Here is a 16,921-nt window from a genome sequence, read left to right as displayed (position 1 = left end):
GATCAACAGACCGCAAGACGGACGACAACATAGCGCCCGCCGTGGCGTGTGCCGATTGCCGTCCACAGCTGTTTCGGAGGGCGATCCAGCCCTGCCCTGCCCAACCCCGAAAGCCAGAAAGAAGAAGGATCCACGCGTGACCACCCCACTTCTGAGCCTGCAAGGGCTGACCAAAGCCTATCCGGGCGTCGTGGCCAACGACACCGTATCTTTCGACATCGGCGCGGGCGAAGTGCACGCGCTGCTGGGCGAAAACGGAGCCGGGAAATCGACGCTTGTGAAAATGATCTACGGGCTGGTGAAACCTGACAGCGGCACCATGCTGCTTCGGGGCCAGCCCTATGCTCCACCGGAACCCCGCGCTGCGCGGGCAGACGGGATCGCAATGGTATTTCAGCATTTTTCGCTGTTCGACGCGTTGAATGTTGCCGAAAATGTTGCTCTGGGCATGGAAAGCCCGCCACCTATGGGCGAGCTGGCCTCGCGGATCCGGGAAGTCTCGGAAACCTACGGCCTGCCGCTGGATCCCTATCGCACGGTTGGTGATCTCAGCGCCGGGGAACGGCAGCGGGTCGAAATCATCCGGTGCTTGCTGCAGGATCCCAAGCTGTTGATCATGGACGAACCGACAAGTGTTCTGACACCGCAGGAAGTGGATATCCTCTTCGAGACACTCAACAAACTGCGCGATGAAGGCACGTCGATCCTCTACATTTCCCACAAGCTCGAGGAAATCCGCACGCTCTGCGATCATGCAACGATCTTGCGGCTGGGCAAGAATGTCGGTGAATGTGTGCCCGCTGAGACTTCGGCGCGAGAGATGGCCGAACTCATGGTGGGAAGCAGCCTTCAAACGCCGGAACGCGCCGGGCGGGACTTTGGTGAAATCGCATTGGACATTTCCGGGTTGTCCGTGGCCTCACCAACCGAGTTCGGAACTGCGCTCAAGAACGTTCACATGACAGTCCGCAAAGGCGAAGTCCTCGGCATAGGAGGCGTGGCCGGCAATGGGCAGGACGAATTGCTGGGGGTTCTGTCGGGTGAGATTTCGACAGCGGCAGACGCCGTAAAGCTGGCAGGTCAGCCGGTAGGACGGCTTGGGCCGACCGCCCGACGCAAACTGGGACTGCTGACAGCGCCCGAAGAACGCCTGGGTCATGCCGCGGCACCGGATATGAGCCTGACGGAAAACGCCCTGCTGACCGGATCGGTCCGAGAGAACCTCGAAAACGGAGGCTTTCTCAAGTGGGCTGAGACCACCCAGTTCGCCGAACGGATTATCAAGGCGTTCGACGTGCGGACCCCCGGTCCGGAGAACGCGGCGCGATCGCTCTCGGGCGGCAATTTGCAGAAGTTCGTAATCGGGCGTGAAGTGCTGCAGAATCCGGATGTTTTGGTGGTTAATCAGCCAACTTGGGGCGTGGATGCCGCAGCGGCGGCGGCGATCCGCCAGTCGCTTCTTGATCTGGCGGCAAAAGGCACGGCCGTGGTCTGCATCAGTCAGGACCTCGACGAGTTGATGGAAATTGCCGACAGCTTTGCCGCTCTGAACGAAGGGCGTCTGAGCGCCCCGCGCCCGACCTCTGGCCTGACGGTAGAAGAGATCGGCCTGATGATGGGCGGCGCTCATGGGATGGAGGTCGCACATGTTTGATGAACAGTCATGCGGCCTGATGCCGAACACAGAAAGAACCATACTGGAAGGATGTGGGGAGATGCGCACATGATCGTGCTGGAAAAACGGCCGCAGCCATCCCGGACATGGTCCTTGGCGACCCCTCTGGTGGCAGTGCTGGCCACGATGTTCTTTGGAGGATTGCTTTTTTCCGTGCTCGGAAAGAACCCGATCGAGGCAATCGGAACCATCTTCTGGGAGCCCCTGTTTGGCGAGTTCGCTTTTTATTATCGCCCGCAACTGCTTGTGAAGGGGGCGCCGCTGGTGCTGATTGCCATCGGTCTGAGCCTTGGCTTCAAAGCCGGCATCTGGAACATCGGCGCCGAAGGCCAATACATCATGGGCGCCATCTGCGGCGCGGCGGCAGGTTTGGCCTTCTACCCGCTCGAAGCCTGGTACATCTTTCCCATCATGATCCTCGCCGGCGCTTTCGGAGGCTGGATCTGGGCGATGATCCCGGCCGTGCTCAAGGTCCGGTTCGGAACCAATGAGATTCTGGTTTCCCTCATGCTTGTTTATGTGGCCGAACAGATGCTGGCCTCCGTTTCGCTGGGTCTGCTGAAGAACCCCGAGGGGTTCGGCTTTCCCGGTTCGCGCAACCTTCAGGAATATGCCAGCGCCTACAACGCCGAGATCATCACCGGCACCGGCATGCATTGGGGAGTGGTTGCGGCCTTCATTGCCGTGATCTTTGCCTATGTTCTGCTGAACCGCCACATGCTCGGGTTTCACATCCGCCTTACCGGGGAAGCCCCTCGGGCCGCGAAATTCGCGGGTGTCAAACCCGGTCGCCTGATCCTGTTCTGCCTCGGTCTTTCGGGTGCCCTGGCCGGTCTCGCCGGGCTATTCGAAGTAGCCGGCCCGTCAGGCCAGATCTCGATCGACTTCAACGTGGGTTACGGTTTCACCGCGATCATCGTTGCCTTCCTCGGTCGACTGCATCCTGTCGGCATCCTGCTCGCAGGCGGCCTGATGGCATTGACTTACATTGGCGGTGAAATCGCACAAGGCAGCCTAGGCCTGCCTGCCGCGGCGATCCAGGTTTTTCAGGGCATGTTGCTGTTCTTCCTGCTCGCGCTGGACCTGCTGACCAACTACCGTATCCGTCTGGCACATAAAGAGGTGGCCTGAACATGGACCTGTCTGCAATCAATCCCGTCCTGCTGGTGGCCTCACTTATGGTGGCAGCCACCCCGCTTTTGTTGGCGGCCATCGGAGAGCTTGTCGTTGAAAAAGCCGGCGTTCTGAACCTTGGTGTCGAAGGCATGATGATCGTCGGAGCCATCAGCGGCTTTGCGATCTCGGTAGAAACCGGATCACCATGGCTGGGCTTTATCGCGTCGGCCATTGGCGGCGCGGTTCTGTCACTGCTGTTTGTCCTGCTGACGCAGGTGGCACTGGCCAACCAGGTCGCATCTGGTCTGGCTCTCACGCTCTTTGGCCTTGGCCTGAGCGCGCTGATGGGCCAAACCTATGTCGGCATCAAGCCGCCGCAAATGGGCAAGCTCGACCTGCCGATTCTCAGCGATCTGCCGGTCATCGGGCCGATCCTGTTCGGACACGATCCGATCCTCTATCTTGGGATCGCCTTGACGGCGGCCGTTTGGGCGGTGCTCAAATACACCCGTGTCGGCCTTATTCTCCGCGCTGTCGGCGAAAACCATGATGCCGCACACGCGCTTGGCTACAAAGTCATTAAGATCCGCATTCTTGCGATCCTGTTCGGTGGCGCCTGCGCCGGTCTGGGTGGCGCCTATATCAGCTTGATCCGCGTTCCGCAGTGGACCGAAGGCATGACCGCCGGCGTTGGCTGGATTGCCCTTGCTCTGGTGGTGTTTGCCAGCTGGAAACCGTGGCGCGCCCTGCTCGGAGCCTATTTGTTTGGCGGTGTGACAGTTGTGCAGCTCAATCTTCAGGCGGCAGGCGTTGCCATTCCCGTCGAGTATCTGGCAATGTCGCCCTATCTCATCACGATCCTTGTACTTGTGATCCTATCTGCTGACAAAAGCAGCGCACCGGCCTCGCTCGGTCGGATATTCCACGCCTCTCACTAAGAGAGGGAACCAACAACCAACTTGGGAGTAACCACATGAAATTGAAATCCCTTCTCGCAACGGCAGCAATGGTCGCAGGTCTCGCGACGAGCGCCATGGCCGAAGACAAAACCAAGGTCGGCTTTGTCTATGTCGGCCCCGTGGGTGATGGCGGCTGGACCTATGAACATGACAAAGGACGCCAGGCCGTCGAAGCTGAGTTCGGCGACAAGGTGGAAACCGTGTTCGTTGAATCCGTACCCGAAGGCCCGGACGCCGAGCGCGTCATGACACAGATGGCTCTCGAAGGCGCCGATCTGATCTTCACCACTTCGTTCGGCTACATGGATCCGACCATCAACGTGGCCAAGAAGTTCCCGAAAGTGAAGTTCGAGCACGCCACCGGCTATAAGACCGCGCCCAACGTGTCGGTATATTCCGCACGCTTCTACGAAGGCCGTGCCGTTCAGGGTCATATTGCCGGCAACATGACCAAGTCGAACATCATCGGCTATATCGGCTCCTACCCGATCCCCGAAGTGATCCGGGGCATCAACTCGGCCTATATCCACGCCAAGAAGGTGAACCCTGACGTACAGTTCAAGATCGTCTGGGCCTACACATGGTTCGACCCGGCGAAAGAAGCTGACGCCGCCAAGGTGCTGATCGAACAGGGCGCCGACGTGATACTGCAGCACACCGACTCGACTGCCCCGCAGGCGGCCGCACAGGCAGCCGGTAACGTGGTCACCTTTGGTCAGGCCTCGGATATGAGCGAATACGCACCGTTCCCGCGTGTTTCTTCAATCATCGACGATTGGGCCCCCTACTACATCGCTCGCACCAAGGCAGTGATGGACGGATCCTGGGAAACCGCCAACACCTGGCACGGTATTGGCGAAGGCATGGTTGGCATCGGCGAGATTTCGGACGCTGTTCCGGCAGATCTGAAGACCAGCGCACTTGCCCTTAAGGCATCGCTGGCGGACGGCTCCTACCACGCCTTTACCGGCCCGCTCAAGAAGCAGGACGGCAGCGACTGGCTGGGCGAGGGCGAGACCGCCGATGACGGCACCCTGGCCGGCATGAACTTCTATGTCGAAGGCATCGAAGGCGATATCCCGCAGTAAGTCGGAAACATACCACAGCGGGCGACCAGCATGACTGGCAAACCCATGTGGCAAAAGGTCAAAATTCTTGCACCCAGCAGCCTGTCTGCTGGGTGTTTTTGTTGTACAACCCCAATGCTACTTAAGATCTGAAGGCAAGAAGGCGGCAAACAACGGACACCGTTGCGGAGCGGGAATGGAGCTGGATCAAACCAGATGGCGGAAACGTCGGATTGCACTGCTGGCGGTTTGCCTCTGCCTATTTGGGTTGTTCTTTATCCCGCAGGTCCGGTTCCTCTTTTTTGGCCTGCCCGAAGACCGGTTGGATGGTCGCGTGATATCAACCGCGACCAACGCGAACAGAAACCAAGAATCCGCCGGGCGGGACCGGGTGGAACGGGCCTTGCTGGATGCCGGACTGAGCCCTCAGCCGCTTCTCGGCGACATAGGAATCGAAGGTCACCTGACGCGGCTTGACGAAGGCACGGTCACGGCCGTGCAACTGTTGGACTATGCCGAGGGGCTCCGCAGCCTCGCGCTTCGGACACTGCAAACGGGACGGCAGATCCCGTCGGCTTTCTGGGATGTGGAAAATGAGGCCATGCTCGCCGATGGGTGGGATCCTTATCGTGTTGTGGCGGCTTTGTCCTCGCCGGATGGGTTGCCGTATCTCGATGCGCTGGGCGCTGCATACACAAGGTTTCATGCCTTCAAGTCGCGCGACAGCGATGCCAGCGACACCGCCTTGGACACCGCGCTGGATTTATTCATGCCTGTCAGCACCCTGATCGACACGGTTCCCCGAGATCACCGGCTCGAAACATCGGAATACATCCGCAACGATGAACAGGCCAAACTGTATTTTTGGCAGCAGATCGTCGTCGGGTCATCGCGGCAAAATCCTGTGACACACATCCCAATATTTGATCACGGTTTTATCCGCCGATTTCACGTTGGCACGATTTGGCAATACGATATCGGATTATCACAGCCGAACTCCAACATCTGGGGGGTTTCAGGTTTTGCACCTCGGTTCGTCGGCCCTGCGGAAAACAACAATCAGGTCGAGCACATGTCAATCAGCATGACGGTCCAAGGCATTCTCCGCGAACCTCTGCTTGTTCTCGACGCATTCGAAGAATTCGAACGCATTGCCGGCAAGGCAAACCCGACCGAAGCGCAGGCTGACGAAGCATTGAACCAAGCTGTCCGTGAGCACTTTGTCCGATCGTTTGAGCAAGATCTGCCTGCGTCCATTGAAAGCCTGCGACGGGCGCTGAAAGCGCGCTAAAGGAGACACGGTTGTTTGTTCGACGCCTCTTTTCTCTGCTGCGCGGCCATGCAATCGTGCCGCCATGACACCGCATTTGACCACCCCGAATGGCTCCCCTGTTTCCCAGTTTGCCTTTGGCACCATGCAATTCGGGGGCCGTGCTGACGCGTCCGAGAGCCAATCAATGTATGATGCGTGTCGTACAGCAGGCATCAATCATTTTGATACGGCCTATCTCTACACGGATGGCAATTCCGAAACCCTGCTTGGCGGGATGATCGCAACCGAGCGCGAAAAGCTCCTGATCGCAACCAAGGTTGGCTACACCGGAGGTGCAGGGGCAGACAATATGCGGGCGCAGTTCGACCTGTCCCGCCAACGGCTGAACATCGACATGGTTGACGTTCTCTACCTGCACCGGTTCGACCCGGACACCGACCTGCGCGAAACCATGTCCTGTTTTGCCGAACTGCGAGAAGCCGGACAGATCCGTTACGTCGGGCTATCAAACGCGGCTGCATGGCAAACCATGAAGGCTCAGACCGTTGCAGCGGAATTCGGGCTGGGGGTCAACCTGTTGCAGCCAATGTATAATCTGGTGAAACGGCAGGCCGAGGTCGAGATCCTGCCAATGTGTGCAGATCGGGGCATTGCAGTTGCCGCCTATTCGCCACTTGGCGGCGGTCTGCTCACGGGGAAATACGATCAGGGCGCATCGGGCAGGTTGAGCGAGGATGACCGATACGCTGCCCGCTACAGCCCAGAATGGATGGCGGACACTGCCCGGTCGTTGTCGGATCTGGCGCGTGAACTCGGAATCGAGCCCGCCACGCTCGCTGTTGCATGGGTTGCCGCTGAGAAGACCGGACCCATGCCGATTATCTCCGCCCGCAATGCACGGCAGCTGGAGCCATCGCTGGCGGCTCTGCAGTTCGCCATGACAAAAGATCTTTATGACCGACTGTCATCGCTTGGGCCCACTCCTCCCCCGGCCACTGACCGGATCGAGGAACAGGAATGATCGATTTTCTTGTCATCGGCGGTGGCATTGCCGGGCTCAGTGCGGGTGCCCGGTTATCCGAACTGGGAACAGTTACCGTAGTGGAGGCCGAAGACGCGCTCGGATACCATGCATCGGGACGCTCGGCGGCTTTGTTTGAACAGAACTATGGCCTGCCCCCCACCGTCGCGCTGAGCATTGCCAGCGCAGACTATCACTGCCACCACAATGGCGGCTATCTCAGCCCTCGCGGCTTGTTGCTGGTCGCCCGCTCCGACCAGAAGGAGGCCTTCAAAAGTGACCTCCAAGAGCTTCAACTCGCGGAAATTCCGGTCAGCGAAGCCATATCTCGAGTGCCTATCCTAAACTCCGATAAGATAGCATTGGTCGCATACCACGCAGCCGCCGAAGACATCGACACCGACCGCCAGTTGCAGGATTTTGCCAAGACCATTCGCGTCAATGGCGGTCAGGTCCTGACCCGGCAGACGGTCACCTCGATCACAAGAAACGGGCATTGGCACATACAGGCCAAGGATTCATTCGAGGCACGGCATATCGTCAATGCAGCCGGAGCTTGGGCAGATCGGGTCGCTGAGATGGCAGGCATTGCCCCGATCGGCCTTGTGCCATGCCGTCGATCGATGGCCCGCCTACCGGCTCCAGGTGGGCATGATGTTTCGGAATGGCCGATGATTATGGGCGTCGGCGAAAGTTGGTACGCCAAGCCAGATGCGGGAAAGCTGCTGGTCTCTCCAGCGGATGCTGATCCGGTTGAACCTCATGATGCCTTTGCTGACGACATGGTTCTTGCAGAGGGGCTTGCCCGTTACGAAGACATGGTCACTGAACCCGTTACCCGCCTGGAATCCAACTGGGCCGGTTTACGCAGTTTTGCCCCTGATCGGACGCTGGTGCTGGGACCCGATCCCGCGACGCCCGCATTCATCTGGTGCGCCGGACAAGGGGGCTACGGGTTTCAGACTGCTCCGGCGGCTTCTCGGCTTTTGGCCGATCTGGTGGGCGGTCGCATTCCTGAAATTGAAACAGACATGGTTGCCGCGCTGCGACCGGAAAGGCTTCGCCGATGACCCGAAAACTTCCGCCAACAGCAAGCATCGCCACGCCCGGCGAAGGGGCCCGCCTTGTGGCGCCGTCGGCCGAAAGGAACAGCAGAGCCCTTTGTGATCTTTTGGAACAGATGGCCCCCCGATCCGGGCGCGCACTGGAGATTGCCAGCGGCACCGGGCAGCATATCACGGCCTTTGCATCGCGCCTGCCGAATCTGCACTGGCAACCCTCGGAAATCGACGCCGATCGACGCGCCAGCATAGACGCCTATTCCGTAGGCGTGGACAACGTTGCCACAGCAATTTCGCTTGATGCGACTGTTCCCGGCTGGTCAAAACGTCACTCCGGGCAGGACCTGATCGTTCTGATCAACCTGCTGCACCTGATCTCGGACGATGAGGTCTTCACACTGATCCGCGAGGCCGCGCAAGCTCTGGCTCCATCTGGCCGGTTCGTCATCTACGGACCGTTCAAGCGCGGCGGAGAACTGACCAGCGCTGGAGACGAACGCTTTCATGCATCGCTTGCCGAACAGGATCCCGAGATCGGATACAAGGACGACTTCGACATGATCGACCAACTACAGGATGCCGGGCTTGAAATGGTTTCTGTCGTCGAGATGCCTGCCAACAATCTTTCTCTGATCGCGCAGCTTCCGGGTTTCTGATCGAGATCAAGGTAGCGGCCCGGGAAATCCCTACACATGCAAACTATGAAATGTTTGCAAAGGGACCAAATATGAGCTGGACAGAGAGACTTTCAGCGACCCGAAAAGGGCTGCGCAACCTCAACGGCGCAATACCGGATACAGCCCGCGCCTTTGGCGGTTTGGGCAAGGCGGTCAAGGAAGGGGGTACGCTGGAGTTCAAAACCAAGGAATTCATCGCGCTCGGCATTGCGGTCGGAGTACGATGCGAACCCTGCATTTCCCTACATGTCGAGGCGCTGGTAAAAGCTGGCGCAACCCGCGAAGAAGTTTCCGACGTTCTCGCGATGAGTATTCAGATGGGTGGCGGCCCAGCCATGATGTATGCCGCCAAAGCCCTGGAGTGTTTCGACGAACTAAGCGCAGGATGACGTGTTTTGTTTGAATACCCGGTGCAAGCACCGGGTTTGCCTCCGGCGGAGGGATTTTTGTACAGAAGAAGGGATTTGTTTAGCTTCTTTGTCCAACCTGATCGAGCGGTACAGGCGGAGGCGCCGATGGCCGCAACAGGAGAAGGCCCCCCGTCGACAGCGGGGGGCTGGATTGTTTTTTGAAACGGCGTTTTCTTCTGTTCAAAAATACCTTCGCCGAAGGCATGGGCCGCCGCTGGCGGCACAATTCAGGCGCGCCGCCAGTGCATTGCCGCAAACTCATGCGTCTTTGCGGATCACTTCGTTCTTTGGGTCATAGGGGCTGTCGCAGGTCACGACCGCATTCCACAGCTTGTCCTGAATTTTCACCTTGAGCGTTGTGCCTTCAACCGCCAGTTCAGGTTTGACATACCCCATTCCGATAGACTTCCCGAACACGACCGAGTAGCCGCCTGAAGTCAGGCGTCCGACGCGTTCGCCGTCAGGGGAATAGAGCGCCTCGCGACCCCACGGATCGGCGTCGTCGGGTCCGTCGATCAGCAAGGTGCAACATTTGACGCGGACCCCGGTTTCTTCCAGTTTTGACTTGCCGTGAAAGTCTTTCTCAAGATCCACGAAACGCGGTAGGTCAGCCTCAAGCGGGGTCGCGTCGCGACCGAGTTCCGTGCCAAATGCACGATAGCTCTTTTCCTGCCGTAACCAGTTCTGGGCACGGGCACCAACCAGTTTCATCCCGTGCTTCTCGCCCTCTGCGAGAAGCAGATCCCATAGGTAGTTCTGCATCTCGATAGGGTGATGTAGTTCCCAGCCCAACTCACCGGTATAGGCCACTCGGATGGCGTTGACCGGGCACATGCCCAATTCGATCTGTCGCGCCGACAGCCATGGAAAGCGCTTGTTCGACAAGGCTGACTGCGGATCGGCGTCGCTGATGACTTCTTTCAGAACATCCCGCGACTTGGGCCCAGCGATTGCAAAAACGCCCCATTGGGTGGTGACGTCCTGGATCTCAATGTAGCCAAACTCCTTCATCTTGTCCTCGGCCGCCTTGCGCAAGTAGTCGGCGTCATACTCGGTCCAGGCCCCGGCGGAGACGAGGTAATAGTTATTCTCGCCATTGCGCACGATGGTGTATTCGGTTCGGGTCGTGCCGTGCGACGTCAGCGCATAGGTCAGGTTGATCCGACCCACTTTCGGCAGTTTGTTACAGGTAAACCAGTCGAGAAAGGCGGTCGCACCGGGCCCCTTGACCACATGTTTGGTAAAGGCGGTTGCGTCGATAAGGCCGACGCCTTCACGGATCGCCTTGGCCTCTTGGACAGCATATTTCCACCAGCCGCCGCGGCGGAAGCTGCGCGCATCGTGGTCGAAATTCTCCGGCGCATCGAGTGGGCCGTAATAGTTAGGGCGTTCCCAGCCATTGACCCAGCCAAACTGCGCGCCTTTCGCCTTCTGCCTGTCGTAAGCTGGTGCGGTACGCAGAGGACGGCAGGCTTCGCGCTCCTCGTCTGGGTGATGCAAGATGTAGACGTGGTTGTAGCATTCCTCGTTCTTGCGCGCGGCGAACTCGGTGGTCATCCAGCCCTGAGAATAGCGTTTGGGGTCCAGCGATGCCATGTCGATCTCGGCCTCGCCATCCACCATCATCTGAGCCAGGTAATAACCGGTTCCACCTGCAGCGGTGATGCCGAACGAGAAACCCTCGGCCAGCCACATGTTGCGCAGACCCGGTGCCGGGCCGACCAGCGGGTTGCCATCGGGAGTGTAGCAGATTGGGCCGTTGAAATCGTCCTTTAGCCCCGACTCCGCGCACGAGGGCACCCGTTCAGTCATCGCCATGTATTGCTCGGCAATCCGGTCCAGATCCAGCGGGAAAAGATCGGCGCGAAAACTGTCGGGCACACCGTGTTCGAAACGCGCGGGTGCGCCGACCTCGTAGATGCCCAAGATCCAGCCGCCGCGTTCCTCACGCGCATAAGACTGCGAGTCGGCATCGCGCACAACCGGGTGCTCAGGGTTGCCTTCATTGCGCCACTGCACCAGCTCGGGATCCTGATCCATGACGATAAAGGTGTGCTCAACGGGAATTGCCGGCATCTTAATGCCCAGCATCTTGGCCGTGCGTTGCGCGTGGTTGCCCGACGCGGTTACGACATGCTCGGCGGTGATGACCACTTTCTCGTCGGATTCGACCAGATTGCCGCCCTTCTCGATCATCTTGGTGCAGGTGACTTCCCAATGCGTGCCGGTCCAGTGGAAGGCGTCGGCCTGCATCTTGCGCACGATCTCGACACCGCGCTGACGGGCGCCCTTAGCCATCGCCTGTGTCACGTCGGCAGGGTTAATATAGCCGTCCTCGGTGTGATATATCGCGCCCTTCAGATCGTCCGTGTGAATCAGCGGCCAGCGCTCCTTGATCTGTTCAGGCGTCAGCCACTCATAGGCCACGTCACAGGTTTCGGCTGTCGAGGCATAGAGCATGTATTCATCCATACGCTCCTGCGTCTGCGCCATGCGCAGATTACCCACCACGGCGAAGCCGGCATTCAGGCCGGTTTCCTCTTCGAGTGTTTTGTAGAAATCGACCGAGTACTTGTGGATGTGGGTTGTCGCATAGGACATGTTGAACAGCGGCAATAGACCCGCCGCGTGCCAAGTTGACCCCGAGGTCAGCTCGTCCCGCTCGATCAGCATCACGTCTTCCCAGCCGGCTTTGGCCAGATGATAGGCAATCGAGGTGCCGACGGCGCCACCGCCAACGACCAGTGCTTTGACTTGGGTTTTCATGTCCCCTGCATCCCCTCTCCGAATGTTTTGCCATCATATGGCGCAATTGCGGGGCCGGACGCGACAACCATCCGACCTGTGATCAATTAAAAACGACCCGCAAGGTTGTTGCGGGTCGCAAATGCTTAGTCGGGAAACTGATCAGAAGCTCAGCCGCCGGGCACGCTGCATCTTTTCATGGCACCTACCTGCTGGCAGGCGCCCTTGCCAAAGCCACTACTCGCCCCTGAGCCACCGCCCTTGTTGACCCGCACATCGCCACCGGCACCACCTGCTGATGCCTGTTCGGACGACCCCCAGAGCCATTGCAGCGTTCCCTTTGACTTCTTGGGCTCGTTCGGAGGCGCTTCGGCAATGGTCTTTGCCTTTGGACGCTCGGTCAATGCTTCAGGATCGGCACCGCTGACCATCGCAGCAAAGAAGCCGCCGATGCCGAGATCCGCCTTGCGCCGGTCCTCTTCCATGAGGGCGGCCAGACCTTCCCGGTAACCGATTTCCAGCAGCATCGCCATGGTCGGAACCTCTCCGGCTGTCAGATCAACCAGACCATCCGGCAAACCATGCCCCCGCGCGACCGTGTTAACCACCAGCGCGTGTGGATCGACATTTTCTAAACGATGCTGAGCGGCAAGAGTACGCAGCTCGATGAATTCGGCGCGCAGGTTCCGCATTTCCATCGCAAGTTCCGGCTGCTGCAACAAAGGAACCTTAATGTCATTGCCGACCGTCGCAATCGGAGCGGACAGCAGTGCGTTCAAACCGTCATAATCAATCTGTACCAGCAGCTGCCGCAACACTGCATCCGAGGCGTCCGTGAACACGCTCAGGCTAATTTCCTGCCCAAACCCGATACGGCCTGTGATCTGTCGATAGGGAATTCCGGCATCCTGAACACGCGCGGCCTTGACCATAGACCAGTTATCCAGGGCAGCTGTCGAAACCTTGTCATGTGTTCTCTCGACAAATGAGACGCCGCCGATCACACCCAGCGGTGCCAGCTCGGCTTCGGAAATGTCGAAGCCGGACAGAGTAGTCGCGACCAGCCCGGTCAGCGCATTCATGTTCGCCGGTTGGTGCAAGCCGACACGGATCCAAACCGTATCGCCGTCACGCTCGTATACCCAACCCTGCTTGTCGTATTTCTTGGCCCGCTTGGCGGCCTCCTTGGTGGCGATGCCAACCAAAAGCGGCGCGGCGGACTTGCTGGGGTCTCCCCGACGAATGGATGCGAAATCGGCAACGTCATAATCGCGGTCGGCAATGGCTCTTCGAGTCCAGCCTTCGGGCGGTTCGGGCAAATAGCCCCGTCCACCAACCCGCCACCGCTTTTCCCGATCGCGTTCTAGCTCGGCGGCTTTGCGGTCACTACGGAACCCCTCCATCCGACCGGTAACCGTGCTCATGTAAGACGAAAGGTTCAAATTGCCTTCAGTCGTCTTGCTTTGCTGAAAATAGTCCACCCCAAGAGCTACGGCGCAACAAATAAGCGCGAATCCCGAGGCCCGAACGAAACTCATGTTATCTCTCCAAAAATTCTGAGAACAATTCTGAGGAGAGTAAGACCAAAAAAATGGGGCAGCTCTGTGTCTAAAGCCTGCCCCTTTCTGGAAATCCCCGAAGCTTACGTAGAGGAAGGCAGAATTTTACCGGGATTCATGATGTTATCCGGATCCAAGGCCGCCTTTATCGCTGCCATGTAGCGTATTGCCGGACCAAGCTCCTTTTCTAGGTATGGGCGTTTGCCCTGCCCAATTCCATGCTCTCCGGTGCAGGTACCATCCATCGAAATTGCAAGGTCATTCAACCAGCCCACAAACGTATCGGCTTTGGCAACCTCGTCCGGGTTTTCCCGGTCGATCAGCAATAGCGTGTGAAAGTTACCGTCGCCCACATGCCCGACAATCGGGGCGATCAATCCCATTTCAGCCGCCTTTTCAGCAGAGGCAGTCACGCATTCGGCAAGGCGTGAAATCGGAACACAAACATCGGTGGAGATACCGCTTGCCCCCGGGCGCAACTGAAGTGAAGCCCAATACATGTCGTGCCGGGCCTGCCAGAGCTTGCTTCGTTCTTCTGTCGAGGTCGTAGCCGCAAAGTCGCTGCCCCCGAATTCCCCGGCAATCTGCCCAAAGGTCTCGGCCTGTTCCACAACCCCGGCTTCGGATCCATGAAACTCGAGCAACAGCAGCGGTGTCTCCGGCAGGTCAAGCTTGGAGTAGGCATTGGCCGCAGCGACTGACAGTGCATCAAGCAGTTCGATCCGGGCGACCGGAACCCCGTATTGGATAGTCATCATGACAGCCTGACAGGCGGCATCCACTGAAGGAAAAGAGCAGCGGGCAGAGCTGATCGCCTCTGGGATGCCCTGCAGCTTAAGGGTGATCTCGGTGATGATCCCAAGCGTTCCTTCGGCGCCGACAAGAAGGCGGGTCAGATCGTAGCCGGCTGATGATTTCTTGGCCCGCTGGGCTGTTCGGACAATCTCGCCATCCGGCATCACCGCCTCCAGCGCCAAAACGTTGTCCTTCATCGTGCCGTATCTCACCGCATTGGTCCCTGAGGCCCGGGTCGACGCCATCCCCCCCAATGACGCATTGGCCCCCGGATCGATTGGAAAGAACAGCCCCTGGTCGCGCAAAAACATATTGAGTTCCTCGCGGGTCACTCCAGGTTGAAGCACCACATCCAGATCTTGAGCATGAACCGCCAGAATTTTGTTCATCTGCGAGACATCCACCGAGATACCGCCAGCGGGGGCATTCACATGGCCTTCGAGCGAGGTGCCGGTTCCGAAGGGAATAACAGGCACCTTGTGTTCCGCACAAATGCGAACGATCTCGGCGACCTCGTCGGTCGATTGCGGAAACACCACGGCATCTGGCATCTGGTTGTCGATCCACGTGGTTGTATGCCCGTGCTGCTCGCGAATGGATGCGCCCGTTTGCAGGCGGTCAGAAAATCTCTGTTTCAGAATTGCCGTGACAGTTTCGATGCCGGCATCGTTGCGCGGCAATGCAGTTGCCTGGACCATGCGGTCATTCTCCCCAAATGTCCTGTTCGTCGTCTTTGTAGCCCGCCGATGATTACTCGCCCAGAGCTATGCCTTCCCGTCTGGGATCAGTCCCGCCCTCGAGAACAGAGCCAATCGAAATGGCATGAAGTCCCGAATTGAGATCACGGATCTCGGTCTCGAACCCCAGCTCGGACAAGGATTCCTCCAACCCTTCGGCAGAAGTCCCGGCTTCAATGTCATAGGTGCCAAACCGGTTGACCAGATGGGGCAGCGACACCGCCTGCTGAACATCCATTCCCCAATCCGCCCAAGCGATGATCGACTTGGCGACATATCCAATAATGCGGCTGCCACCGGGAGATCCGATGACCAGAGCCGGCTTGCCGCCCTGCATCACGATTGTCGGTGCCATCGAAGACCGTGGCCGTTTGCCGGGTTCCAACCGGTTGGCGATCGGCACCCCGTCGCGATGGGTGCGAAAGGAAAAGTCAGTGAGTTCATTGTTCAGCAGGAAACCACGGACCATCAGTCGCGACCCAAAGGCGTTCTCGATAGTTGTCGTCATCGACAGGGCATTGCCATAGCTGTCAACGATCGAGATGTGCGAAGTCGAGGGCAGTTCGAGCGACTCGTCGTCCGCCCAAAGCCCGGCATGGTCAAACTCCGGCTCTCCGGGGGTCACCTCGGGCAGCGCATCGTCGCCGCGCAAAAGGTCCGACCGCGATCTCAGGTAATCTGGGTCGACCAGCCCCTCGGTCGGCATGGGAACGAAATCGCTGTCGGCCATGTAACGTCCGCGATCGGCGAATGCGAGGCGTGACGCATCCCCGATTAGCCGCCATGCTTCAGGAGAATCCGGACCAAGCGCCGAAAGGTCGAAAGGCGACAGCAGGCCGAGGATCTGGCCTACGGTCAGAGCGCCAGACGATGGCGGCCCCATGCCACAGACGTCATAGCCGCGATAGAGCGCACACACCGCCGGTCGTTCCCGGACCTGATAGAGCGCCAGATCCCGCGCCGACAAAACACCCGGATTTCCGGGCGCGTTGTGAACGCTACGCAGTATATCGGCCGCCACCGGACCGGAATAGAACCCCTCTGCCCCTTGCGAAGCAAGCGTTCGAAGCGTGTCTCCATAAGCCGAATTGATCAACACCTGCCCCGCTTCCAGTGGTGCGCCACCCGGCAGGAAATAGGCAGCAGTATCGGGAAAGCGCGCCAGCCGTTCGGCGTCGCGCGTCACCAGACCAGCCAGCCGGGGCGAAACCGCAAAGCCATCTTCCGCCAGCCCGATCGCGGCATCAAACAGGGAAGGCCAAGGGCTGCGCCCCCAACGCCGGTGCGCCTCTTGCAGCAAGGCAGGCGTGCCCGGCGTTCCAACCGACCGACCGCCCACAACGGCGTCAAAGAATTTGAGCGGATCACCGCTCTCATCCTGAAACAGGCGCGGTGTTGCAGCCAATGGCGCAGTTTCGCGCCCATCCAGAGTGGTCAGCTCTCCGGAGGCCGAATCATACCAGACCAGAAAGGCCCCACCGCCAAGCCCGGAAGATTGCGGCTCGACCAGGCCCAGAACCGTCTGCACGGCGACCATCGCATCAGCCGCCGAACCGCCCGCCCGCAGGATGTCGGCACCGGCCTGCACTGCCAACGGATTGGCCGCAGCGACCATCCAAGTGTTCGCCGACACTGGCCGGCCAGCGTCCCGGGCTTCAAAGGATGCGGAAATCTCCGGCGATAGGGATTGCAGCCGGCCTTCGGTCGCCGCCTCGGGGGCCACCGCGTCTGCGGCTTCTTGTGCCATTGCGACGGCAGCCATGGACGCACTCATTAGCAGGCCAGAAATCCAGTTGCGCATGATGTTCCCTCACCGACTCTGAACG

At 59.1% G+C, this 16,921-nt stretch carries 13 protein-coding genes; 9 read left to right on the top strand and 4 right to left on the bottom strand.

All coding sequences use genetic code 11. The annotated features are described in order from the left end of the window. The first annotated feature begins 136 nt into the window (after positions 1-136). The 9 genes from ACP15U_RS01580 (at position 137) to ACP15U_RS01540 (ending at position 9,238) form a co-directional block, all read left to right on the top strand. Positions 137-1,654 (top strand): ABC transporter ATP-binding protein, encoded by a 1,518-nt coding sequence (locus ACP15U_RS01580; RefSeq protein ID WP_425043365.1) that lies wholly within the window; start codon positions 137-139, stop codon positions 1,652-1,654. A 69-nt stretch (positions 1,655-1,723) separates the two neighbouring features. Further along, entirely contained in the window at positions 1,724-2,806 is a 1,083-nt protein-coding gene (locus ACP15U_RS01575; RefSeq protein WP_425043364.1) for an ABC transporter permease, read from the top strand. A 2-nt stretch (positions 2,807-2,808) separates the two neighbouring features. Beyond that, the gene (locus ACP15U_RS01570) at positions 2,809-3,729 is read left to right on the top strand and encodes an ABC transporter permease (protein WP_425043363.1); all 921 of its coding nucleotides are present in this window, start codon (positions 2,809-2,811) and stop codon (positions 3,727-3,729) included. Between the two features lie 35 nt (positions 3,730-3,764). Next, the gene (locus ACP15U_RS01565) at positions 3,765-4,838 is read left to right on the top strand and encodes a BMP family ABC transporter substrate-binding protein (RefSeq protein WP_425043362.1); all 1,074 of its coding nucleotides are present in this window, start codon (positions 3,765-3,767) and stop codon (positions 4,836-4,838) included. A gap of 175 nt (positions 4,839-5,013) precedes the next feature. Further along, complete coding sequence (locus ACP15U_RS01560) at positions 5,014-6,108, top strand: hypothetical protein (protein WP_425043361.1); 1,095 nt, start codon at positions 5,014-5,016, stop codon at positions 6,106-6,108. A 64-nt stretch (positions 6,109-6,172) separates the two neighbouring features. Continuing rightward, entirely contained in the window at positions 6,173-7,111 is a 939-nt protein-coding gene (locus ACP15U_RS01555) for an aldo/keto reductase (RefSeq protein ID WP_425043360.1), read from the top strand. Beyond that, a complete protein-coding gene (locus tag ACP15U_RS01550; RefSeq protein WP_425043359.1) occupies positions 7,108-8,181 on the top strand; it encodes an NAD(P)/FAD-dependent oxidoreductase in 1,074 nt (357 codons plus the stop codon). Before ACP15U_RS01555 ends, ACP15U_RS01550 begins: the two co-directional genes overlap by 4 nt. Then, the gene (locus ACP15U_RS01545) at positions 8,178-8,828 is read left to right on the top strand and encodes a DUF938 domain-containing protein (protein WP_425043358.1); all 651 of its coding nucleotides are present in this window, start codon (positions 8,178-8,180) and stop codon (positions 8,826-8,828) included. Before ACP15U_RS01550 ends, ACP15U_RS01545 begins: the two co-directional genes overlap by 4 nt. A 71-nt stretch (positions 8,829-8,899) precedes the next feature. Next, positions 8,900-9,238: a carboxymuconolactone decarboxylase family protein gene (locus ACP15U_RS01540; protein ID WP_425043357.1), complete on the top strand. Its 339-nt coding sequence runs from the start codon at positions 8,900-8,902 to the stop codon at positions 9,236-9,238. 279 nt (positions 9,239-9,517) lie between these two features. On the opposite strand, the gene ACP15U_RS01535 is transcribed toward ACP15U_RS01540, so the two are convergent. The 4 genes from ACP15U_RS01535 to ggt form a co-directional block, all read right to left on the bottom strand. Next, positions 9,518-12,025: a GcvT family protein gene (locus ACP15U_RS01535; protein WP_425043356.1), complete on the bottom strand. Its 2,508-nt coding sequence runs from the start codon at positions 12,023-12,025 to the stop codon at positions 9,518-9,520. Between the two features lie 149 nt (positions 12,026-12,174). After that, complete coding sequence (locus tag ACP15U_RS01530) at positions 12,175-13,542, bottom strand: hypothetical protein (RefSeq protein ID WP_425043355.1); 1,368 nt, start codon at positions 13,540-13,542, stop codon at positions 12,175-12,177. Positions 13,543-13,646: 104 nt separating this feature from the next. Next, the gene (locus ACP15U_RS01525) at positions 13,647-15,056 is read right to left on the bottom strand and encodes an FAD-binding oxidoreductase (RefSeq protein ID WP_425043354.1); all 1,410 of its coding nucleotides are present in this window, start codon (positions 15,054-15,056) and stop codon (positions 13,647-13,649) included. A 52-nt stretch (positions 15,057-15,108) separates the two neighbouring features. Then, positions 15,109-16,857, bottom strand: coding sequence for a gamma-glutamyltransferase (ggt, locus tag ACP15U_RS01520; RefSeq protein WP_425043353.1), 1,749 nt, complete (start codon positions 16,855-16,857; stop codon positions 15,109-15,111). Positions 16,858-16,921 lie beyond the last annotated feature (64 nt).

The organism is Primorskyibacter sp. S87 (assembly GCF_049801055.1).
Taxonomy (GTDB): Bacteria; Pseudomonadota; Alphaproteobacteria; order Rhodobacterales; family Rhodobacteraceae; genus JBNAGF01.
Note: the sequence above shows the minus strand (reverse complement) of the source record. Positions and strands in the feature narration are given on the sequence as shown.

Excerpts from the sequence above, each read along its gene's own strand:
- ACP15U_RS01575 (WP_425043364.1), top strand. The coding sequence starts at position 1,724 with ATGATCGTGCTGGAAAAACGGCCGCAGCCATCCCGGACATGGTCCTTG.
- ACP15U_RS01570 (WP_425043363.1), top strand. The coding sequence starts at position 2,809 with ATGGACCTGTCTGCAATCAATCCCGTCCTGCTGGTGGCCTCACTTATG.
- ACP15U_RS01565 (WP_425043362.1), top strand. The coding sequence starts at position 3,765 with ATGAAATTGAAATCCCTTCTCGCAACGGCAGCAATGGTCGCAGGTCTC.
- ACP15U_RS01560 (WP_425043361.1), top strand. The coding sequence starts at position 5,014 with ATGGAGCTGGATCAAACCAGATGGCGGAAACGTCGGATTGCACTGCTG.
- ACP15U_RS01555 (WP_425043360.1), top strand. The coding sequence starts at position 6,173 with ATGACACCGCATTTGACCACCCCGAATGGCTCCCCTGTTTCCCAGTTT.
- ACP15U_RS01550 (WP_425043359.1), top strand. The coding sequence starts at position 7,108 with ATGATCGATTTTCTTGTCATCGGCGGTGGCATTGCCGGGCTCAGTGCG.
- ACP15U_RS01545 (WP_425043358.1), top strand. The coding sequence starts at position 8,178 with ATGACCCGAAAACTTCCGCCAACAGCAAGCATCGCCACGCCCGGCGAA.
- ACP15U_RS01540 (WP_425043357.1), top strand. The coding sequence starts at position 8,900 with ATGAGCTGGACAGAGAGACTTTCAGCGACCCGAAAAGGGCTGCGCAAC.
- ACP15U_RS01535 (WP_425043356.1), bottom strand. The coding sequence starts at position 12,025 with ATGAAAACCCAAGTCAAAGCACTGGTCGTTGGCGGTGGCGCCGTCGGC.
- ACP15U_RS01530 (WP_425043355.1), bottom strand. The coding sequence starts at position 13,542 with ATGAGTTTCGTTCGGGCCTCGGGATTCGCGCTTATTTGTTGCGCCGTA.
- ACP15U_RS01525 (WP_425043354.1), bottom strand. The coding sequence starts at position 15,056 with ATGGTCCAGGCAACTGCATTGCCGCGCAACGATGCCGGCATCGAAACT.
- ggt (WP_425043353.1), bottom strand. The coding sequence starts at position 16,857 with ATGGCTGCCGTCGCAATGGCACAAGAAGCCGCAGACGCGGTGGCCCCC.